Origin of the sequence: Streptomyces sp. NRRL F-525, from assembly GCF_000716605.1 — a bacterium.
Taxonomy (GTDB): domain Bacteria; phylum Actinomycetota; class Actinomycetes; order Streptomycetales; family Streptomycetaceae; genus Streptomyces.
Map to the genome: position 1 here is coordinate 1 of NZ_JNXE01000049.1, position 18,196 is coordinate 18,196.

Genomic DNA, 18,196 nt, shown 5'->3' on the forward strand with positions numbered 1-18,196 from the left:
CCCATAGCCCTACACATCGCACCCCACACACCCCCACCCACCCCCACGCCCCACCCCGGTCGCGCGCCCGCAATCCTGCTCATACGCTCCGAAATGTGACGTCATCCTTGATACGGGGCCGGCCGCGGCGCGGGAGCTCCCACATATCCGTGCGGGTGGGGCATGCCGTGCTGGGTGGGGCGGTCGGGGTCGTGTGGCTGGTGTTGCCGGTGATGACGATCAATGCGGAGGTTCCGGTTGCGGCCGCCCGGGGTGGGCCCGTCGCCGATGCGGGCGGACACCGGCAGCAGGTGGCCGAAGGGGCGACCTCCGCCGACCTCGTCCTCCCCCTCGTCGCCCTCGGCGGAGTCGGCGTACTCGCGGGGTACGGGTACGTGCGGCGTACCCGTAGGGCCCGTACCCGTACGACTCCCGGTGTCGGTATCGGTATCGGTGTCGTGTCGACCCAACCTCCCGTCACTCCACTCCCCGTCCTCGAACGCCAAGCCGGTGCCGCCCTCGTCCAGGCCGACGACTGCCTGCGCACCAGCCGTGAGGAACTCGCCTTCGCCGAGGCCCGGTTCGGGGCGACGGCCGTGGAACCGTTCCTACAGGCCCTGCGGGACGCCGAGCGTGAGCTCTCCGCCGCCTTCGCGATACGCCTGCGCTACGACCGAGGCGTCCCGGAACCGAAAGAGGAAGCAGCCCGGCGGCAAGCCCTCGCCGGCATCGTCGGACGGTGTGCCGAGGCCGGGCGGCGGTTGGATGCCGAAGCACCCGCCTTCGATCAACTCCGGGCGTTGGAGCAGGAGATGAACGAAGCGCTCGGCATCGCGGAGACCCGGTTCCGCGAACTGGCCGCCCGCACAGGGAACGTCGACGCCACCCTCACCGACCTGCACGCCCGCTACCCGGCACCCGCCGCCTCGACCGCGACCACCACCGTCACCGGGTACGTCGAACAGGCCAAGGACCGCCTCGTGTTCGCCACCACCCACCTCAACCAGGCCCGCCAAGCCGCCTACTTGGGACATACGGGCGAAGCCGTACGTTCCCTCCGCGCCGCCGAGGGCGCCATCAGCCAGGCCGACGCCCTCCTGAACGACGTCGACCGGCTCGCCAACTCACTCGCCGCAGCAGCGCAGTTGGTGCCCGCCACACTCACCGGCGCCGAATCCGAGATCGCACGGGCAACCACCAAGTCGCCGACAGGGCCGCTCCACACCCACCTCACCCACGCCCACACCACCCTCGCCGCCGTACGGGAAGAACTCACCGGCGACCGCAACCGCGCCCACGCCCACGTCCACGACCCCCTCGACGCCCTGCGCCGCATCGTCCAGGCCATGCTGCCGCTGAGCGGGGCACGTGACGGAGTCCTCGGCGCCGCCGCGTGGCTCGTCACGCGGAACGACGTCGGCTCGGCGGACGGTTTCGTGGCGACGCACCGGGGTGCCGTGGGCGTAGAAGCCCGGACCCGGCTCGCCGAAGCGGAGCTGCTGCTCGCAACCGACCCCGCCGCAGCCGACGAACCCGCGCTGGGGGCAAGGGAGTTGGCCGAGCAGGACGTCCGCGTGCACGGGAACCCGTACACCGGTACCGCCGACGAGCACACGAGCGGGGTCGGCGGGGCCGTCCTCGGCGGAATCCTCCTCGGCGAGGACCCGGACGGCGGCCCACCCCTCACCTTCGGCGGACCGGCCACACGAAAGCGCCGCGCGCTCCCACCGACGTAGAACACCACAGTCGACATCGACAGGCACACAGGTGCCGGCACCGACACCTGCCACCAGTCGGCCGCCCCCATGACAACGGAAGCAGCCGAAGTCACCGGAGCCCTCAGAACAAACTCAGCAACGCCTCCGCCGGATCCACCAACCCGTTCTCCCCGTCCGGCAACGGCAGTTCGAACCACACCGTCTTGCCGCGCGGCGTCCGGCGTGAGCCCCACGCCGCCGACAGCAGGCCGACCAGCTGCAACCCCCGGCCCCCCTCGTCCGTGTCACGGGCGCGGCGCCGGCGCGGCTGGACCAGCCCCGCGTCCCAGACCTCGCACACCAGCGTGCGGTCCAGCAGCAACCGCAGCCTGATCTCGCCCTCGCCGTACCGCAGCGCGTTCGTCACCAGCTCGCTGACCAGCAACTCGGCCGTGTCGATGAGGGGTTCCAGGTCCCAGGACTGGAGGCGGGCGCGGGCGTACTCGCGGGCGCGGCCCACACTGCGGGGTTCGCGCGGCAGCGTCCAGTCGCCGACCGAGTCCTCGGGCAGGCCCTGGACGCGGGCCATGAGGAGCGCGATGTCGTCCTCGCCGTGGTGGGTGTCGAGGGTGCTGAGGACGTGGTCGCAGACGTCCTCCAGGTCGCGGTGGGTCTCCGCGTTCAGGGCCGCCTTGGCGTGGGGGTGGTCGTCGGACGAGTTGCGCGTCGCCGGGTCGGTCAGCGCGCCCACGAACGCCTGGAGGCCCTCGTCCAGCGGGTGGTCGCGGGATTCGACCAGTCCATCCGTGTAGAGCGCCAGCAGTGCGCCTTCGGGGAGTTCGACCTCCACCTCCTCGAAGGGCTCGCCGCCGACCCCTAGGGGCATGCCGGGCGGGACGTCCAGCATCAGCGCGGCCTCGCCCGGTTCCACCAGGACCGGCGGGAGGTGGCCCGCGTTGGCGAAGGTGCAGCGCCTGGTCACCGAGTCGTAGACCGCGTAGATGCAGGTGGCGAGATATACCTCCGCCAGGTCCGCCTCGCGGGGGCGGCGGGCCGCCCGCGTCGCCTGCTGGACTCCACCCGGCGTGCCCAGGCCTCGCGCGATCTCGTCCAACGCCGAGAGCACTTCGGCCGGTTCGAGGTCCAGGAGGGCCAACGTGCGGACGGCCGTGCGGAGTTCACCCATGGCCACCGCCGCGCGTAGACCCCGTCCCATCACGTCTCCCACCACCAACGCCGTGCGGTGGCCGGGCAGTTCGATGACGTCGAACCAGTCGCCGCCGACCTCCGTCGCCGCGTTCCCAGGGAGGTAGCGGCAGGCGATGTCGAGGCCGGAGGCCTCCGGGTCGCCGGGCGGGAGCAGGGACCGCTGCAGTATCAACGCCCGTTCGTGCTCGCGGCGGTACAGCCGCGCGTTGTCGATACAGACGGCGGCCCGCGCCGCCAGCTCCACCGCGAGATCCCGGTCCCGGTCCCCGAACGGCTCGCTCCCCTTCGTCCGGGCGAACTGCGCGAGTCCTACGACGGTGTCGTGGGCGACCATCGGCACGGCCAGCGTGGACTGGACCGGGCCGCCCTCCTCGGCGGGGACGTACTGCGGGCGGGCGGTGCGCAAAGCGTCCGCGCAGGGCGAGTTGAAGGGGTAGTGGTGGACCGCGCCCACGGCCACGGGAGCGCCGCCGCCCACGAAGGGGGCGTCCGAGACCGCGCTGGCGAAGGCGACCCGGCGGAGTTCCGCGCTGCCGTCGGCGCGCCCCGGCGGGGTCTCGTCGCCGGCCAGGAGGCCCTGGTAGAGGTCGACGGTCGCGAGGTCGCAGAAGCCGGGGACGACGACGTCGAGGAGTTCGCGGGCCGTGGTCTCCAGGTCGAGGGAGTTCCCGATGCGGGCGCCGGCCTCGTTCAGAAGGGCGAGATTGCGCCGCGCGGAGGCGGCCTCGCGGGCGGCGGCGCGGCGGGCGGTGACGTCGGTGCCGAGCCAGGCGATGCCGATGGGGCGGCCGCTGCCGCTGTGCACGCGGTAGAGGTTGATGGACCAGTGGCGGCGTTCCTCGGAACCCGGCACGAAGCCGGTGACGTGCATGTCCGTGATGGAGTTGCCGGTCTCCAGGACCCGGCGCAGGGTCGCGGTGACCCGCTCGGCCTCGGGGCTCTGCAGATAGTCCTGGACGCCGTTGCCGCGGTGGTCGTCGGGGCTGCCGCCGAAGGTGTTGGCGATCTGCTGGTTGGCCCGGCGGACCCGCAGGTCGGGGTCGATCAGCAGGAACCCGAAAGGAGATTGACCGAATATCGACTGCGAGGCGGCGAGATCGGTCTCGATACGACGCAGGATGCGGACGTCGACGACGATGCAGACGGCGGCCCGCTCGCCCTCCTCGGTCCGGGTCGGCATGACGTAGACCTCGGCGAGGCCTTCCTTGCCCGGCTCGCCGTCCACGGTCTCCGGCACCTTGAAGGGGACCACTCCGGTCCACTCCCGGCCGTCCAGGATCTCGGCCATCTTCCGCTGGCCGCGCTCGTGCAGTTCGGGGTCGACGAACGCCTCGATGGGATCCATGCCCACCGCGCGCTCCGTGGGGATGCCGAACAACTGCTCGGCCCGCAGGCTCCACTGGTCGACGAGCCCGTCGGGGCCTATGGAGAAGGAGGCGACCTTGATGTAGTCGTAGATCGAACCGGGTGGGCTGCTCTGCCACATGGCGTCGCCGACGGTCATCGCGTCACCGCCGGGCACACCCGACATGACGTCGGCGGCGGACACTCCGTCGCCTCCGGGCACGTCGATGTAACCCGCGGCCTCAGCCCTCGCGCGGTCCGACGGGTCCTCGGACTCCGTGGCCTTCGCTGGTATCTCGCTCACGCGAACCGTCCCCTCCAGCTCACCGCGTCCGGCACCGGTCACCGGGGGCGGCTGCCCGCAGTATCCAGCACTACGGCGCCGCACAACACGGTGTTCACGATCACAGGACAATCCCGATGCATTTCGGACCTGCCTGCGACAACACTCCCAGTCTTCTAACCAGCGGACACGCAGTCGAACCACGCCGATCGACAACCGTCACAGGCCTGAACCAGTCGATGGACACGGCTGTCCGGTTCGTACAGCTGTGTTCGGCCCGGATTCACCCGGGCACGGCCAGCTCGAACCACACGGTCTTGCCCGTCCCGCCGGGCCGCGTGCCCCAGCGGACGCAGGCGCCCGCGACGAGTTGGAGACCCCGGCCGCTCTCGTCCTCGGGGCGGGCGACGCGCTCGCGGGGCGGTTCGGGCAGCGGGTCGGAGACCTCGACCAGCAGTACACCGGCCGGGCCGACGGGCCGGACCAGCCGGACGCCGATGGGGCCGGTGGCGTGCCGCAGCGCGTTGGTCACCAGCTCGCTGACCAACAGCGCCGCGATGTCGGCGAGGGCGTCGAGGTCCCAGTCCCGCAACTGGCCGCGGACGGCGGTGCGTGCGGTGCGAACGGCTCCGGGATCCGCGGGAAAGGTCCACTCGGCGCAGTCGCCTTCGGTGTCGATCAAGCCGATCACATCCCGGGCCAGCCAGCTCACCCATGTCCGATTTCATGGGGTTAATGGGCACATACCCGATATTCAGGGCCCGGTACCGTCCCCAAGGGCGCACTGTGGCACGAACGGCGTACGACGGGTTCGGCACGCTCCGCCGTCCCGACTCACGACGACCTCAACGCGCCCCGCGGCAGGACGGACGGAGACGGCGACTTCAGCGGGCTCCCGCGTCGAGCAGCGCGAGTGTCTCCCGTACGGCGGGCACGTCCTGGTCGAGCCAGTCGACCGTCCAGATGTCGGCGGGAGCGAGCCAGCGCAGTTCGTCGTGGTCCTCGAGGGGTTCGGGCTCCGCCGAGCCGGGGAGCAGCCGGGCCGTCCAGACCTGGAGGACGTACGGCGGCTTCAGCGGCCACTGGCCCGGGACGCGCGCGACGGTCTCCGCGTCGACTCCGAGCTCCTCGCGCAACTCGCGCACCAGCGCGGCCTCGGGGCGCTCGCCGGGTTCGACCTTGCCGCCGGGAAGTTCCCAGCGCCCGGCCAGTTCGGGGGGTGCGCTGCGGCGCGCGGCGAGCAGTCGGCCGCCGTCGCTGCCGCCGTCGAACAGGGCGGCTCCGACCACCACGATCCGTGTCGTCATGCGGCGGAGCCTACGGGGTGCGGGGGCGCGGTCAGTTGCGGGTGGCGTCCTCGCTCTGCCCGATCCGCTCGACCCAGTACAGCTGCTTGTGCCCGCGGTCGTCGAGGCTGTCCGCGATCTTCTGGGCCTCGGCGCGGGTCGCGTACCGCCCCACGCGGTAGCGATTGCCGTTGTCGTCCTGCCGTATCACGAGCCAGGGAAGAGTGATCGTGCCGTCGTTCATCGCCATCGCGCCCCTCCGCCTCCCGCTCGCGGTTCGTGCCGTGCCCCACCCCATAAGGAAACCGCAATCCGCATATGCCGGAGCCTACGCCTAACCTTCACGCAGCGAATACGGGTTTTCACAAAGAGGTACGCAACCAGCCAGGACGGAGGGGGCGCACGATGACGAACGCGCCGTTGGCGCACCTCGATGCATCCGGTGAGAGGCACGCTACAGGCGCCGTGAACGACCTGCGAGAAAGACCGGAATCCAACGGCGCCCGGGACAGGGCGGATTGACCGGTTCCGGCGACAAATGCCGCAAGGGGTGGACTACTTCACACGCAGCGCACTACTCGGTGCGCTGCTTGACGGGCGAGGCGCGCTACTTGACCGGCAGGTGGTAGGCGATCCGGTACCGGTCGGCCGGGACCACGACGTCGGCCGTCTCCACCGGGCGCCCCGAGGCGTAGTACGTGCGCTGGATGACGAGGACCACATGCCCGGGGACTCCCCCCAGGGCGAGCAACTCCTCGGCGAGACCGGGCCGGGCGCCGACCTCCTCGGTGACGTTGTCCACGACGACGTCGATCGCGCGCATCCGCTCGACGACCCCCATGCCGCCCAGCGGCCCTTCCTCCGGGAGCATCACGGGCGTACGGCCGGTCACCGCGAGGGGCTCCCAGGACGTGGAGAGCATCATCGTCTCGCCGGCGTCCCGGAACACGTACTTCGTGCACATCACGCGCTCACCGGGCTGGAGCGCGAGCCGCTCGGCGATGGTGACGCCGGCCTCGGCCTGCTCGCTGCTGGACTCCCAGGTGCCGCGCGCCTCCCCCTCGGCCTGCTCCTGCCGGAACGGGGTCGCGCCGGCCGGCGGCCGGAACCCGGAGCGGGAGACGCGCCGCGGCACGGGACGCTCGCGCACATACGTCCCCGACCCGGAACGGCCCTCGACCAGCCCCTCGGCCATCAGCACCTTGCGCGCCTCCAGCGCGACCGTGTCGGAGACCCCGTACTCCTCGCGGATCCTGGCCTGCGAGGGCAGCCGGGTGTGCGGGGGCAGCTGGCCGTCGACGATCTTCTTGCGGAGATCACCCGCGACGCGCAGATACGCCGGCTGCTCACCGAATGTCACTGGCCGCTCCCATCAGGTTGTACAGACAGCAACAGCCTGGCAACCGTGGGTTGTGCCATGCAAGCAAAGGCCAGAGAATCACTCGATGTGATGACTTATGCCCGGCGTGGGCTTTACCCAGGCACTTTCTCCCCGCTATAGGAGCCGTCACACCTCCATGCCGCCGGCGTCTCCCCCGCCGTCCCCGCCACCGTCGCTCCCGTCGTACGACGGAGGGGTCGTGGCGAGCCCCAGAGCCTCGCGGGCGGTGACCGACTTCTGGGGGTCGATCAGGTCGGCGCCCTTGTCGTAGTGCGCGTAGAACTCGTCGGCGTCGGAGGCCTTCGCCGCCTTCGCCCACTCCTTCTGCGCCGCCCGCAGATCCTTGACCAGGGCCGCGACCGGCTTCCCGGAACCGCCGAGCCACTCATGACGCTCCAGCAGATCGGCCTGCTGGGTGAGCGCGGTCGAGACCCGGCCCGCCCAGGCCTTGTGCCCCGGCAGGTCGTCCTCGACGTACCGCGCGTCGGGGGCCGTGTCCAGCGCCGAGTTGAGGACGTGGGCCGCCTTCAGATACGCGACCTGGTCGGAGTCGAGGGTCGTGGCGTCGTTGCGCAGCGAACCGCCGGGCAGGCTCGCCTTCTCGTCCGTGTTGCCGAACACGCAGGTGATCTCGCGGTCGCCCAGGCTCCAGCTCTGCGCGGTCGGGGTCACGTAGTAGATGTCCACGTCGTCGGGCACGGCCCAGCCGTCCATGGCGTAGGCGTCCTGGAGGGCGTAGCACTTGTCGTCGGCGGTGGCGGTGACCTTCTTGTCCCCCGGGTACGAGCCGCTCCCCATCCGCACGACGGCGAACACCTCCCCGTCGTGCTCGCCCTCGCAGGACACCACGTCGAAGTCGTACGTCATGCCCTCCAGCGAACCGCTGGGCGCGTCGAAGCACTCGCCCTTCACCGGGGAGGCGCTCGAATTGTCCCGCGCGCTGTCCTTGACCTCGTCCCAGAACCCGGTCGCCGCGCCCGTCGCCCCGAGCACCCACACCATCAGCCCGAACGCCGACAGCACCATCCCGGCCGCCGCCATGCTCCGCCCGCGCTCGCCCCGCTTCTTGATCTGGTTCAGCGAGATCAGCCCGAGGACGACCCCGACCCCCGGTATGCAGCACAGGATGCCGAGCACGAGGGCGGCGACGGACATGCCGTTCAGGGGCGCGGGGTTGTTGTACGGGGTGTAGCCCTGGGACCAGGTCTGGTAGGGCTGCGGGCCGTAGGGGCCAGGGGGACCCTGAGGGATTTGGGAGGCCTGGGGGTACGGGGCGTAGGGGGTCTGCGGCGGTGTGCCGTAAGGGGGTTGGGGCTGCGCGCCGTAGGGGATGTGCGGGTCCTGCGCGGGCGGGGCGTACGGGTCCTGTGACGGCGGGGCGTACGGGTTGTACGGGGTGGATGCCTGCGGGGAGGGAGCCTGGGCCGGGGGCTGGTCCTGGGGGCTCTCGGGGCCCTGGGTGGGCGGACCTTGGGGCTCCGGGGGCGGGGGTATGGACACCGGTTACCGTGCTCCTGGTTCGGGCGGGGATCTCCGGAAGGAGAGCTGGAGATCTTCAGATGCGGAACTGACGTACGACTTGGCGCATGGTAAGCGTGAGGTGAGCGGGGGCGGAATGCGGGTTGGGCGGGCGACCGTACGGGCGGTGAACGCGCTTACGGCGCGGTGGGCCGGGGTCGCCGACAGGGGCACGGTGTTCTCGGCGGCGGGGGTGTGGCCGCTGCTGGCCCTGCTGGCGGACGGTGCCGGGGGTGCGGCTCGGGCCGAGCTGGCGGACGCGGTGGGGCTGCCCGCGGATCAATCGGCCGCCGCGGCAAGGGAGTTGCTGGGCGGCCTGGCGGCGATGCGGGGCGTGGACTCGGCGCTCGGGCTGTGGACGAAGCGGACGCTGGAGCTGCGGGTGCCGTGGGCGGCGGGGCTGCCGGCCGAGGCGCACGGGGTACTCACGGGTGACCTCGACGCCGACCGCGCGGCCCTGGACGCGTGGGCGGCGAAACGCACCGGCGGCCTGATCGAGCGCATGCCGGTCGCTCTGACCGACGCCACCGAACTGGTGCTGGCGAGCGCGCTGGCCCTGCGCACGGAGTGGCTGCGGCCGTTCGAGGAGGTGCCGATGGAGAGCGCGTTCTGGAGCGACCGAGTCCCGCTCGGCCTGTTCCGCAGCACGGCCGTCCTGGACCGGATCGGCGTCGCGGACACACCGGACGGCCATGTCACCCGGCTGAAGGTGCTGGGCAATGCTGCGGTCGACATCCATCTCCTGCTCGGGGAGGAGGGGATGACGCCCGGGCAGGTCCTCGGCGCGGGCGTGGGCATCCTGGACGCCCGTCATCCCGTAGTACCCGGGGACCAACTCCCCTACGGGGAACCCGGCCCGGGCCTCAGCGTGGCGAAGGAACGCTGCACGAGCCCACAGCCACCCTCGCTCGACGTGACGACGGTGGCGTACGACATGAGCGCGCAGCATGATCTCCTGCGCCTGCATAACTTGTTCGGGCTCACGGCGGCGCGGGACTCCAGGGTGGGTCACTTCCCCGGGATCAGCGAGTTCCCGCTGGCCATCGGGTCGGCGGAACAGTCCACGATGGCGAGATTCGGCGCACGCGGCTTCCGCGCGGCGGCGGTGACGGCCTTCGCCGCCATCCCCGGCGGTGCCGCGCCCGCCCTGCGCTACGTGACCACCACCATCACCGCCCGCTACGACCGCCCCTTCGCGTTCCTCGCCCTGCACCGCCACACGGGGTTGGTACTGGCGGCGGGCTGGGTCACGGAACCGGAGCCGTACCCCGAGCAGGACCAGGGGGACTGGGGCTGAGCGTCGGAGGCCGGGCGGGCGACGATAGCCTTCCCGTGCGCGATCTTGCGCTACGGCACTCACGGGGGCGGAATTGGGAGCGGTTCAGGGCGCGGTGGCCGGGGGCACGGCGGTCGGGGTGACGGTCGACGCGGTCAACCGGCTGACGGCGCGTTGGGCGGACGCGGTGACCGGCGGCTCGGTCTTCTCGGCGGCCGGGGTGTGGCCGCTGCTGGCGTTCCTCGCCGACGGGGCGTCGGGCGCCGCGCGGGCGGAGCTGGCGGACGCGGTGGGGCTGCCCGCCGACCAAGCGGCCGCCGCCGCACGGGAGTTGCTGGGCGCGATGGGGTCGATGCCCGGGCTGAACTCCGCGCTCGGCCTGTGGACCCGGCGCGAACTGGCCGTACGGGAGGAGTGGCGGGCGGGGCTGCCGGCAGGCACGCACGGTGTGCTCACCGAGGATCTCCCGGCCTCGCGGCGGGCGTTGGACGCGTGGGCGGCCGAGCGGACGGGCGGGCTGATCGAGCGAATGCCGGTCACGCTGGACGAGGACGTGCTGATGGTCCTGGCGAGCGCGCTCGCGCTCCGGACCGAATGGCCGCGTCCCTTCGACGAGTTGAGGCTCAGCCCGGACGCCGGGCCCTGGCAGGGACGGCAGTTGGCGGGCCTGCACCGCACCGGAGTCCGCCTCGACCGGGCCGGTGTGGTGAGCGGCCCGCACGGTTACGTCACTGAGCTGAAGGTCCCCGGCGACAACGGGATCGACGTCCACCTGCTGCTCGGCGAGCAGCGCATGACGCCAGGTCAGGTGCTGGGCACGGGAGTTGACGTGCTGGCCCGCCGACTGGCCGTCGTACCGAGTGGCCAACTCCCGTACGGGGACGTGGGTCCGGGCCTGCGCGTCGAGCAACAGCGGTGCGCCACACCGCAACCGCCCGAGCTGCGCGTCACGGCGGTGGCGTACGACATGCGGGCGCGGCACGATCTCCTGGACCTGCACGGCCTGTTCGGGCTCACCACGGCGATGGACACCCGGGACGGCCACTTCCCCGGCGTCAGCCCGACCCCGCTGGCGATCGGGCAGGCCGAACAGTCCGCGGTGGCCCAGTTCGGCGCGCTCGGCTTCCGTGCGGGCGCGGTGACCGCGATCGCGGGCTACGGCGCCGGGGCCCGGCCCGACCTCCGCCACACGACCACCGTCGTCACCGCCCATTTCGACCGCCCGTTCGGCTTCCTGGCCGCACACCGGGAGTCCCGGCTGATCCTGATGTCGGGCTGGGTCACCGATCCGACCCCTTACGGGAGGTAGGGGGTTCGGGGCCGGGTGCGCTCCGTCCGTGGTAATCCCCCGCGCGCTTCCCGCCACCGTCCGGCGGGGCACCCCATCGTCGAACGGTGACCAAGCCGACCCGTCTGCTGCTCCCGCTCCTCGCCGCCGCGCTGCTCTTGCCCCTCCCTCCGGCGTCAGCCGCACCCCTCCCCCGCCCCCGCGACGACTGCGACGCGCGCGGCTGGGCGCCCTCGGCCACCCGGATCGACCCGGCCGACACGTACCACCCCTACGTCGGCAACGGTTACCTCGGCACCCGGGTCCCGCCCGCCGGCGCCGGGTACGCCGCGTCCGGTGAGAAGACCGGCTGGCCGCTCTACACCCCGCGCTACGACGGCGCGTTCGTCTCCGGCCTCTATGCCCGGGGTCCCGCGAACACGGCCGGCCGCGAGGCCCTCGCCGCGCTGCCGAACTGGACCGGCCTCGACGTCACGGCGGGCGCCGAGACGTACGGCGGGGAGGGCGGCGGCCGGGTCAGCCACTACCGCCAGACCCTCAACCTCCGTTGCGGGTACGTCCGTACGTCCCTCACCTGGACCACCACCGACGGCCGCCGCACCGACCTCGTCTACGACGTCCTCGCCGCCCGCGACACCCCGCACACCGGCGCCGTGCACCTGAGCGTGACCCCGCACTGGGACGGCGAACTCACCCTCACCGACCGCCTCGACGGCCGCGGCGCCCGCCGTGTCACGCAGACCGATGGCGGGCACGTCGGCGAACACACCATCGGCGTGGCGTTCCGCACGGACGGGACGGGTGTCGACGGGGCCGTCGCGTCCGTGCTGGACGCACCCGGGACTCATCAACAGGCCGCCAGGCAGAGCGAGTTGAGTGCCAGTCAGGCCACCGTCATCCCCGTCCGCTCCGGCCGTACGTACACCGCCACCAAGTACGTCGGCGTCGACACCGCCCTCACCTCACGCGACCCCCGTTCCGCCGCACAGGACGCCGCCGGGGTGGCCGCGCGGCGGGGATGGGACGCGTTGCTCGCCTCGCACAGTGCCGCGTGGCGGGCGTTGTGGGCGGCGGACATCGAGGTTCCGGGGCATCCGGATCTCCAACTCTGGGCCCGTTCCGCGCAGTACGGGCTGTTGTCCGCGCTGCGCCCCGGCGCCCGGAACAGCATCGCGCCCGCCGGTCTGACCAGCGACAACTACGCCGGCATGGTGTTCTGGGACGCCGAGACCTGGATGTTCCCCTCGCTGCTCGCGACCCACCCCGACCTCGCCCGGCCGGTCCTCGAATACCGCTACCGCACCCGCACGGCCGCCGCCGAGAACGCCGCGAAGACCGCGGTGAAGGGCCTGTTCTTCCCGTGGACGAGCGCGAGTCACGGCCGGTTGTGGAGCGAGTGCCAGAGCTGGCAGCCGCCGCACTGCGTCACCCAGAACCACCTCCAGGGCGACATCGCCCTCGCCGCCTGGCAGTACTACCTCGCCACCGGCGACCGCACCTGGCTCCGCACCCGAGGCTGGCCCCTCCTCAACGGCCTTGCCCAGTACTGGACTTCGAGGGCGACCAAGAACCCCGACGGCTCGTACTCCGTCAAGGAGGTCGCCGGACCCGACGAGTACAGCAACGGTGTCAACGACGGCGTCTACACCAACGCGGTCGCCGCCACCGCCCTGCGCGCCGCCACCGACGCGGCCCACGCCCTCGGCACCGACGCCCCCGCCGACTGGCTCACCGTCGCGAACCACCTGCGCATCCCCTACGACCCGAAGCGCAAGATCTTCCTCCAGTACGACGGCTACAACGGCTCCCAGATCAAGCAGGCCGACACCGTGCTGCTGATCTACCCGCTGGAGTGGCCCATGCCGGCCGGTGCCGCGGCCGCCACCCTCGACTACTACGCCCAGCGCACCGACCCCGACGGCCCCGCCATGACCGACGCCGTCCACGCGATCGACGCGGCGGCGATCGGCGAACCGGGCTGTGCTGCGTACACCTTCCTGCGGCGGGCCTACCAGCCCTTCACGCGCGGTCCGTTCGCCCTCTTCTCCGAGTCGCGCGGCGACAAGGCGGGCGCGTCCGACCCCCTCGCGGGCTCCCCCGCCCAGGACTTCCTCACCGGCAAGGGCGGCTTCCTCCAGGTCTTCACCCACGGCCTCACCGGCCTGCGGCTGCGCCCGGACGCCCTCCACCTCGACCCGACCCTGCCGCCCCAACTCCCGGACGGCGTACGCCTGTCGGGGCTGCGCTGGCGCGGTCGTACGTACGACATCGCGATCGGGGCGAGGACGACGACGGTACGGCTGCGGTCCGGGGCGCCCTTCTCCCTGGACACCCCCGAGGGTCGCCGCACCCTCTCCGGCTCGGTCACCCTGAAGACCCGGCGCCCTGACCTCACCCCCACCACCGACCTGGCCCGCTGCCGCCCGGCAACGGCGACTTCCTCGACCTCCGGCCTCTACCCGGAGGCCGCCGTGGACGGCAGCCCCGCGACCGCCTGGTCCCCGGACGCCGACCGCGCCACCCTCACCGTCGACCTGGGGCGGGCGGTGCGCGTGGGGACGGTTCGGCCCACGTGGGCGAAGCAGCCGGGGTCGTACAGGGTCGAGGTCTCCGCGGACCGTCGTACCTGGCACACGCCCGACGGGACGCCCGCCCGGTACGTCCGCGTCACCGTGCGCAGTGGCGGCAAGGGCGCCGCTCTCGCCGAACTCAACGTGCGCTCGTGACGGCCGAACTCCCCTGAGGGAAACGTCAGTTGGTGGCCTCCGCCGCCAGTCTCCGCTGCTCCTCCTCCACGATGCGGCGGGCCAGCGTGGCGTCGGAGATGTCGATCGCGTCCGGGGTGGCGTCCGCCAGGGCGCTGCGCCGGGCGAAGGCGTCGAAGAGGCGGTCCTTGTTCTTGAGGATGGTCAGGAGCCGGTCGTCCACGCTGTCGGGGGCGAGCATGCGGTGCACCTGGACCGTGCGTATCTGGCCCATGCGGTGGACTCGGGCCACGGCCTGGTGCTCCACCGTCGGTTTGACCTGGGGTTCGCAGAGGATGACCAGGGAGGCGGCCTGGAGGTTGAGGCCGACCCCGCCCGCCTCGATCTGGGAGAGCAGGACGGCGTGGCCGGGAGCCTGGGTGAAGTCGTCGACGAACTGCTGGCGCCGGGCCGCCGGGACGCTTCCGGAGATGGGCCCGAACACGCCCTTCTCCAGGGCCTGTTCGACTGCCGCGAGGACGTCCCGGAAGTAGGAGAAGACCACCACCTTCACGCCGTTGTCCGCGGCCTCGGCGACCAGCTCCCGCAGGCGCTGCAGCTTCGCGGACTTCTCGGTGTCGGCGTAGGCGGCCCGGCGCATCGCCATGAAGTTGCCGTCGCCGACCGCGCGGGCGTACGCCTCGCGGTCGGCGACGCCGAGTTCCACCCACTCGTCGACCTGGACCAGGGCGGGCAGTTCGGTGAGCACGTCCTCCTGGTTGCGGCGCAGATAGGCCGGGGCGACGGACTTGCGGAAGGCGTGCGGTCCGGCCGCCGCCGTGCCGTTGCGGACGGTCGGCAGGAGGTCGGGGCGGAGGTGGCGGACGAGGGTGCGGAACTCCTCGACGTGGTTCTCCATGGGCGTCCCGGTGAGGAACAGCACGCGGTCGCAGCGCTCGGTCCACAGGGCGACCGACTTGGTGCGGCGGGTGTCCGGGTTCTTCACGTAGTGGGCCTCGTCCACGACGAGCATGCCCGGGGTGGGGCCGGGCGGCGCGTCGGCCTTCGCCCGCTTCCCCTTCGGTGATGTGTCGGCCGGCGTCGGCAAGGTGTGCAGCGTGTCGAAGGTCGTGATCGCGACCCCGCCCCGCTCACCCCACTCCGCGTAGGCCTCGTGCCGGTCCGGGCCGTGCACCGGCAGCGCGCGCAGGGTGCTGCGGGCGCCGATCTCCCGGGTCCAGTTGATCAGCACGCTGGCCGGGCAGACCACCAGGAAGTGGCTCTGCCCCTCGGCCGCGAGATGGGCCAGCGCGGCAATGGCCTGGATGGTCTTGCCGAGTCCCATCTCATCCCCGAGGACGACCCGGCGCTGGGCAAGGGCGAAGCGCGCCCCGAAGGACTGGTATCCGCGCAGGGAGACCCGGCGGTGGGTGTCGTCCAGCGGCTGGGCGTGCACGCGCTCGGCCAGTTCCGTCGGCAGGAAGCCCTCGCTCGCCGCGAGGTCCGGCTGCTGGCCGTCGACCTCGGCGAGCTGGCTGTAGTACTCGGCGGACCGCAGCTCGAAGTCGACCCACGCCTCGATGTCGGAGACCGGCGGCCGCAGGAGGTCGGTGGAGGCCTGGGCGATCAGCAGCCGTACGTCCTTGGCGGCCGGGTCGGCGACCAGTTCGTGGAGTTCGGCGACCGCCGCGAGCGCGCTCTCCCGGCGTTTGCGTCCGGCGAGCGCCATCAGCAGCCTGCTGCTGGCGGGCCGGGCCACGGGGAGCAGGGCGCCGAGCCGCTCGTCGAGCCGGTTCGCGGCGTCCAGGGCGCGGCGCAGCTCGGGCCCCGCCTCGACGAGCCGTTGCAGGGCGATGACCAGGGCGGTGGTGCGGGGTTCGGGGTGGTCGACGTCGATGCGCACGGACACGGTCTCCGCGACGGCCCGCGCGATCTGCCGGGCGGCGGCGAGGGCCCGGTCGGCGGTCTGCTGTCCTACGCCGGGCAGTTGCCGCAGCTCGTACCGGCTCGCCTCGTGCACCGCGCGCACGGAGGTCAGCCCGGCCGCCTCCACGGCCCCGAGCCGCAGCCGCCCCTCGGTGACGTCCTTCAGCCTCGCTACCGGGATGGACTCCAGCTCCTGCGCGACGAGTTCGGCCCGCAGCGGCTCCAGTGCGGAGCGGACGGTGTCGAGCGCGCGGGTGTGGTCCTCACGCAGGGCGCGCGCCACGTCGTAGAGCCGCGTCCCCCGTGTGCACAGCTCCCTGGCCCGCCGTCCGGCCCGCGGAAACTCGCCCTCCATGTCACCCCCCGCTCCCCATGCGTCTCGCCGTGTACCCATCGTGGCACGCGGCACTGACAACGGGAGCGGGCCCGGCCTCTCAGCCCTCCGTCACGCGTCGAACCCCGTCGCCCGGGTCCGCTTCTCCCAGGCCGCGATGTCGCCGCGCACCTGCTCCAGGTGCCCGAGCACGGCGTCGACCGCGTCCTCGCCGAGCGGCAGGCGGAGCGGGGTCTCCTCGGCGTCGAGGGCGGCGAGGATGAGGGCCGCCGCCTTGGCCGGGTCGCCGGGCTGGACGCCGTGGCTGCCGGCGGCGGCGTCGCGGGTCGCGCTCACGTTGGCGTACACCCCGCTGTCGGCACTGGCCCTCGCCCGGCCGCTGTCGAAGAAGGACGTCCGGAAGGCGCCCGGCTCGACGATCAGCACCTTGACGCCGTACTCGGCGACCTCGTCCGCGAGCCCCTCGGACAGTCCCTCCAGGGCGAACTTCGTTCCGCTGTACGCCGATACGCCCGCGAAGGACATCTGCCCGCCCATGCTGCTCATCTGCACGATCGCCCCGGAGCGCCGTTCCCGCATGAACGGCAGCACCGCGCGCGTGAGGGCCGCCGGCCCGAAGACATGCAGGTCGAACAGGTCCCGCAGCTCCTGCTCGGTCGTCTCCTCGAAGGCCCCGACGAGCGCGCGCCCCGCGTTGTTGACGAGCACGTCGATCCGCCCGTGCCGCGCCACCACGTCCCGTACGGCCGCCTCCGCCGCGCCCGTGTCGGTGACGTCGAGGCGCAGCGCCTCCATCTGGTCGGGCCGCGCGGCCACCAGGTCGTCCAGACCCTCGGTCCGCCGGGCCGCACCCACGACCACGTCACCGGCCGCGAGCGCCGCCTCGACGATCGCCCGCCCGAACCCGCTGCTCGCACCGGTGACCAGCCACACCTTGTTCATGACGTCTCCCCTTGAGATCCCCTGTTGTCCATCTGCCGACCAGCCTGCTCCCGCCCCCGATCACCCGTCCAAGACCTACGCTGATAACCAATGGCTATGACGACGGACGTCCACGTACGGGACCTGCGCTACTTCGTCGCGGTCGCCGAGGAGCTCCACTTCACGCGCGCGGCCGAGCGGCTGTACGTCTCGCAGCCCGCCCTGAGCAAGCAGATCCGGGCGCTGGAACGGCAGTTGGGCGCCGAACTGTTCCGGCGTGACCGGCAGGGCGTGGCGCTCACGGCCGCCGGTGCGGCCCTACTGCCGTACGCCGAGCGGGTGTTGGCGGTCTGGGCGGAGGGCGCGGCCGCGCTGGCGGAGGTGAGCGCGGCCGGGCGCAGCACCCTGGTGGTCGGTATGAGCACCAGCCCCGGCCGGGGTGGCCTGCTGCCCGCGATCCGCTCCCGCTTCACGGCCGCGCGTCCGGAGGCGAACGTACGGCTGCGGCAGGTGAGTTGGGACGATCCGACGGCGGGTCTCGCGGACGGCGACGCGGACGTGGCGTTCGTCTGGCTGCCGCTGCCCGACGCGGAGCGCTACGACTGGACGGTCGTGGCCGAGGAACCCCGCCTGGTCGCGCTACCGGACACCCATCCGCTGGCCGCCCGCGCCGAGGTCGACTTCGCGGATCTCGTCGACGAGCCGTTCCTCGCCCTGCCGTCCGACGCGGGCCCGTTGCGCGACCACTGGCTCGCCCTCGACGAACGCGATGGCCAACTCCCGCGCATCGGCGCCGAGATCGCGAGCACGGAGGAGACGTACGAGGCGCTGGTCGCCGGTCTCGGCGTCTGCCTGGTGGCCACGGGCAACGCCCATCTGATCACTCTCGGCGGTGTCATCACCCGCCCGGTGCACGGGATTTCGCCGAGCCGTTACGCCCTGGCCTGGCGGCGGGAGGACGGCGGACGGCCGCTGGTCCGGGCGTACGCGGAGGCGTGCCGTCCGGTGGCGGGGCGCTGATCGAACGCGTCCGCGGCACGGTTACGATGAGCCGTTTTCGGGGGTTGGGA

Annotated in this window: 13 protein-coding genes; 5 read left to right on the top strand and 8 right to left on the bottom strand. The window is 72.4% G+C overall.

The genetic code is table 11. The annotated features are described in order from the left end of the window. Positions 1-212 precede the first annotated feature (212 nt). The gene (locus OO69_RS43030) at positions 213-1,715 is read left to right on the top strand and encodes a hypothetical protein (protein ID WP_420707959.1); all 1,503 of its coding nucleotides are present in this window, start codon (positions 213-215) and stop codon (positions 1,713-1,715) included. A gap of 103 nt (positions 1,716-1,818) precedes the next feature. Here the strand turns inward: OO69_RS43030 and OO69_RS43035 are convergent, their stop codons facing one another. From OO69_RS43035 to OO69_RS43060, 6 genes are all read right to left on the bottom strand, one after another. Continuing rightward, positions 1,819-4,533, bottom strand: coding sequence for a SpoIIE family protein phosphatase (locus OO69_RS43035; protein ID WP_033286437.1), 2,715 nt, complete (start codon positions 4,531-4,533; stop codon positions 1,819-1,821). Positions 4,534-4,795: 262 nt separating this feature from the next. Then, positions 4,796-5,203 carry an ATP-binding protein gene (locus tag OO69_RS43040; RefSeq protein ID WP_420707960.1) on the bottom strand — a complete coding sequence of 136 codons (408 nt, stop codon included), beginning with the start codon at positions 5,201-5,203 and terminating at the stop codon, positions 4,796-4,798. Positions 5,204-5,396: 193 nt separating this feature from the next. After that, positions 5,397-5,819, bottom strand: coding sequence for a (deoxy)nucleoside triphosphate pyrophosphohydrolase (locus OO69_RS43045; protein WP_033286439.1), 423 nt, complete (start codon positions 5,817-5,819; stop codon positions 5,397-5,399). 31 nt (positions 5,820-5,850) lie between these two features. Then, positions 5,851-6,042, bottom strand: a complete 192-nt coding sequence (locus OO69_RS43050; RefSeq protein WP_033286475.1) for an SPOR domain-containing protein — start codon at positions 6,040-6,042, stop codon at positions 5,851-5,853. Positions 6,043-6,405: 363 nt separating this feature from the next. Further along, the gene (locus OO69_RS43055) at positions 6,406-7,158 is read right to left on the bottom strand and encodes a GntR family transcriptional regulator (RefSeq protein WP_033286440.1); all 753 of its coding nucleotides are present in this window, start codon (positions 7,156-7,158) and stop codon (positions 6,406-6,408) included. A 147-nt stretch (positions 7,159-7,305) separates the two neighbouring features. Continuing rightward, the gene (locus tag OO69_RS43060) at positions 7,306-8,679 is read right to left on the bottom strand and encodes a DUF4190 domain-containing protein (RefSeq protein ID WP_033286441.1); all 1,374 of its coding nucleotides are present in this window, start codon (positions 8,677-8,679) and stop codon (positions 7,306-7,308) included. A gap of 115 nt (positions 8,680-8,794) precedes the next feature. Between OO69_RS43060 and OO69_RS43065 the strand changes: the two genes are divergently transcribed. The 3 genes from OO69_RS43065 to OO69_RS43075 all read left to right on the top strand — a co-directional run bounded on the left by OO69_RS43065 (position 8,795) and on the right by OO69_RS43075 (position 13,987). After that, complete coding sequence (locus OO69_RS43065; RefSeq protein ID WP_033286442.1) at positions 8,795-9,994, top strand: serpin family protein; 1,200 nt, start codon at positions 8,795-8,797, stop codon at positions 9,992-9,994. Between the two features lie 73 nt (positions 9,995-10,067). After that, positions 10,068-11,282: a serpin family protein gene (locus OO69_RS43070; protein ID WP_234444678.1), complete on the top strand. Its 1,215-nt coding sequence runs from the start codon at positions 10,068-10,070 to the stop codon at positions 11,280-11,282. Between the two features lie 86 nt (positions 11,283-11,368). Continuing rightward, complete coding sequence (locus OO69_RS43075) at positions 11,369-13,987, top strand: discoidin domain-containing protein (protein WP_033286444.1); 2,619 nt, start codon at positions 11,369-11,371, stop codon at positions 13,985-13,987. A 25-nt stretch (positions 13,988-14,012) separates the two neighbouring features. On the opposite strand, the gene OO69_RS43080 is transcribed toward OO69_RS43075, so the two are convergent. After that, positions 14,013-16,226 (bottom strand): DEAD/DEAH box helicase, encoded by a 2,214-nt coding sequence (locus OO69_RS43080; protein WP_033286445.1) that lies wholly within the window; start codon positions 16,224-16,226, stop codon positions 14,013-14,015. A gap of 90 nt (positions 16,227-16,316) precedes the next feature. Then, positions 16,317-17,147, bottom strand: a complete 831-nt coding sequence (locus OO69_RS43085; RefSeq protein WP_033286446.1) for an oxidoreductase — start codon at positions 17,145-17,147, stop codon at positions 16,317-16,319. A gap of 90 nt (positions 17,148-17,237) precedes the next feature. Here OO69_RS43085 and OO69_RS43090 point away from each other — a divergent pair, with 90 nt between their 5' ends. Next, positions 17,238-18,146: a LysR family transcriptional regulator gene (locus tag OO69_RS43090; RefSeq protein ID WP_078652830.1), complete on the top strand. Its 909-nt coding sequence runs from the start codon at positions 17,238-17,240 to the stop codon at positions 18,144-18,146. Positions 18,147-18,196 lie beyond the last annotated feature (50 nt).

Coding starts and splice junctions, on each gene's coding strand:
- OO69_RS43045 (WP_033286439.1), bottom strand. CDS start 5,819: ATGACGACACGGATCGTGGTGGTCGGAGCCGCCCTGTTCGACGGCGGC.
- OO69_RS43065 (WP_033286442.1), top strand. CDS start 8,795: ATGCGGGTTGGGCGGGCGACCGTACGGGCGGTGAACGCGCTTACGGCG.
- OO69_RS43050 (WP_033286475.1), bottom strand. CDS start 6,042: ATGAACGACGGCACGATCACTCTTCCCTGGCTCGTGATACGGCAGGAC.
- OO69_RS43085 (WP_033286446.1), bottom strand. CDS start 17,147: ATGAACAAGGTGTGGCTGGTCACCGGTGCGAGCAGCGGGTTCGGGCGG.
- OO69_RS43090 (WP_078652830.1), top strand. CDS start 17,238: ATGGCTATGACGACGGACGTCCACGTACGGGACCTGCGCTACTTCGTC.
- OO69_RS43080 (WP_033286445.1), bottom strand. CDS start 16,226: ATGGAGGGCGAGTTTCCGCGGGCCGGACGGCGGGCCAGGGAGCTGTGC.
- OO69_RS43030 (WP_420707959.1), top strand. CDS start 213: ATGACGATCAATGCGGAGGTTCCGGTTGCGGCCGCCCGGGGTGGGCCC.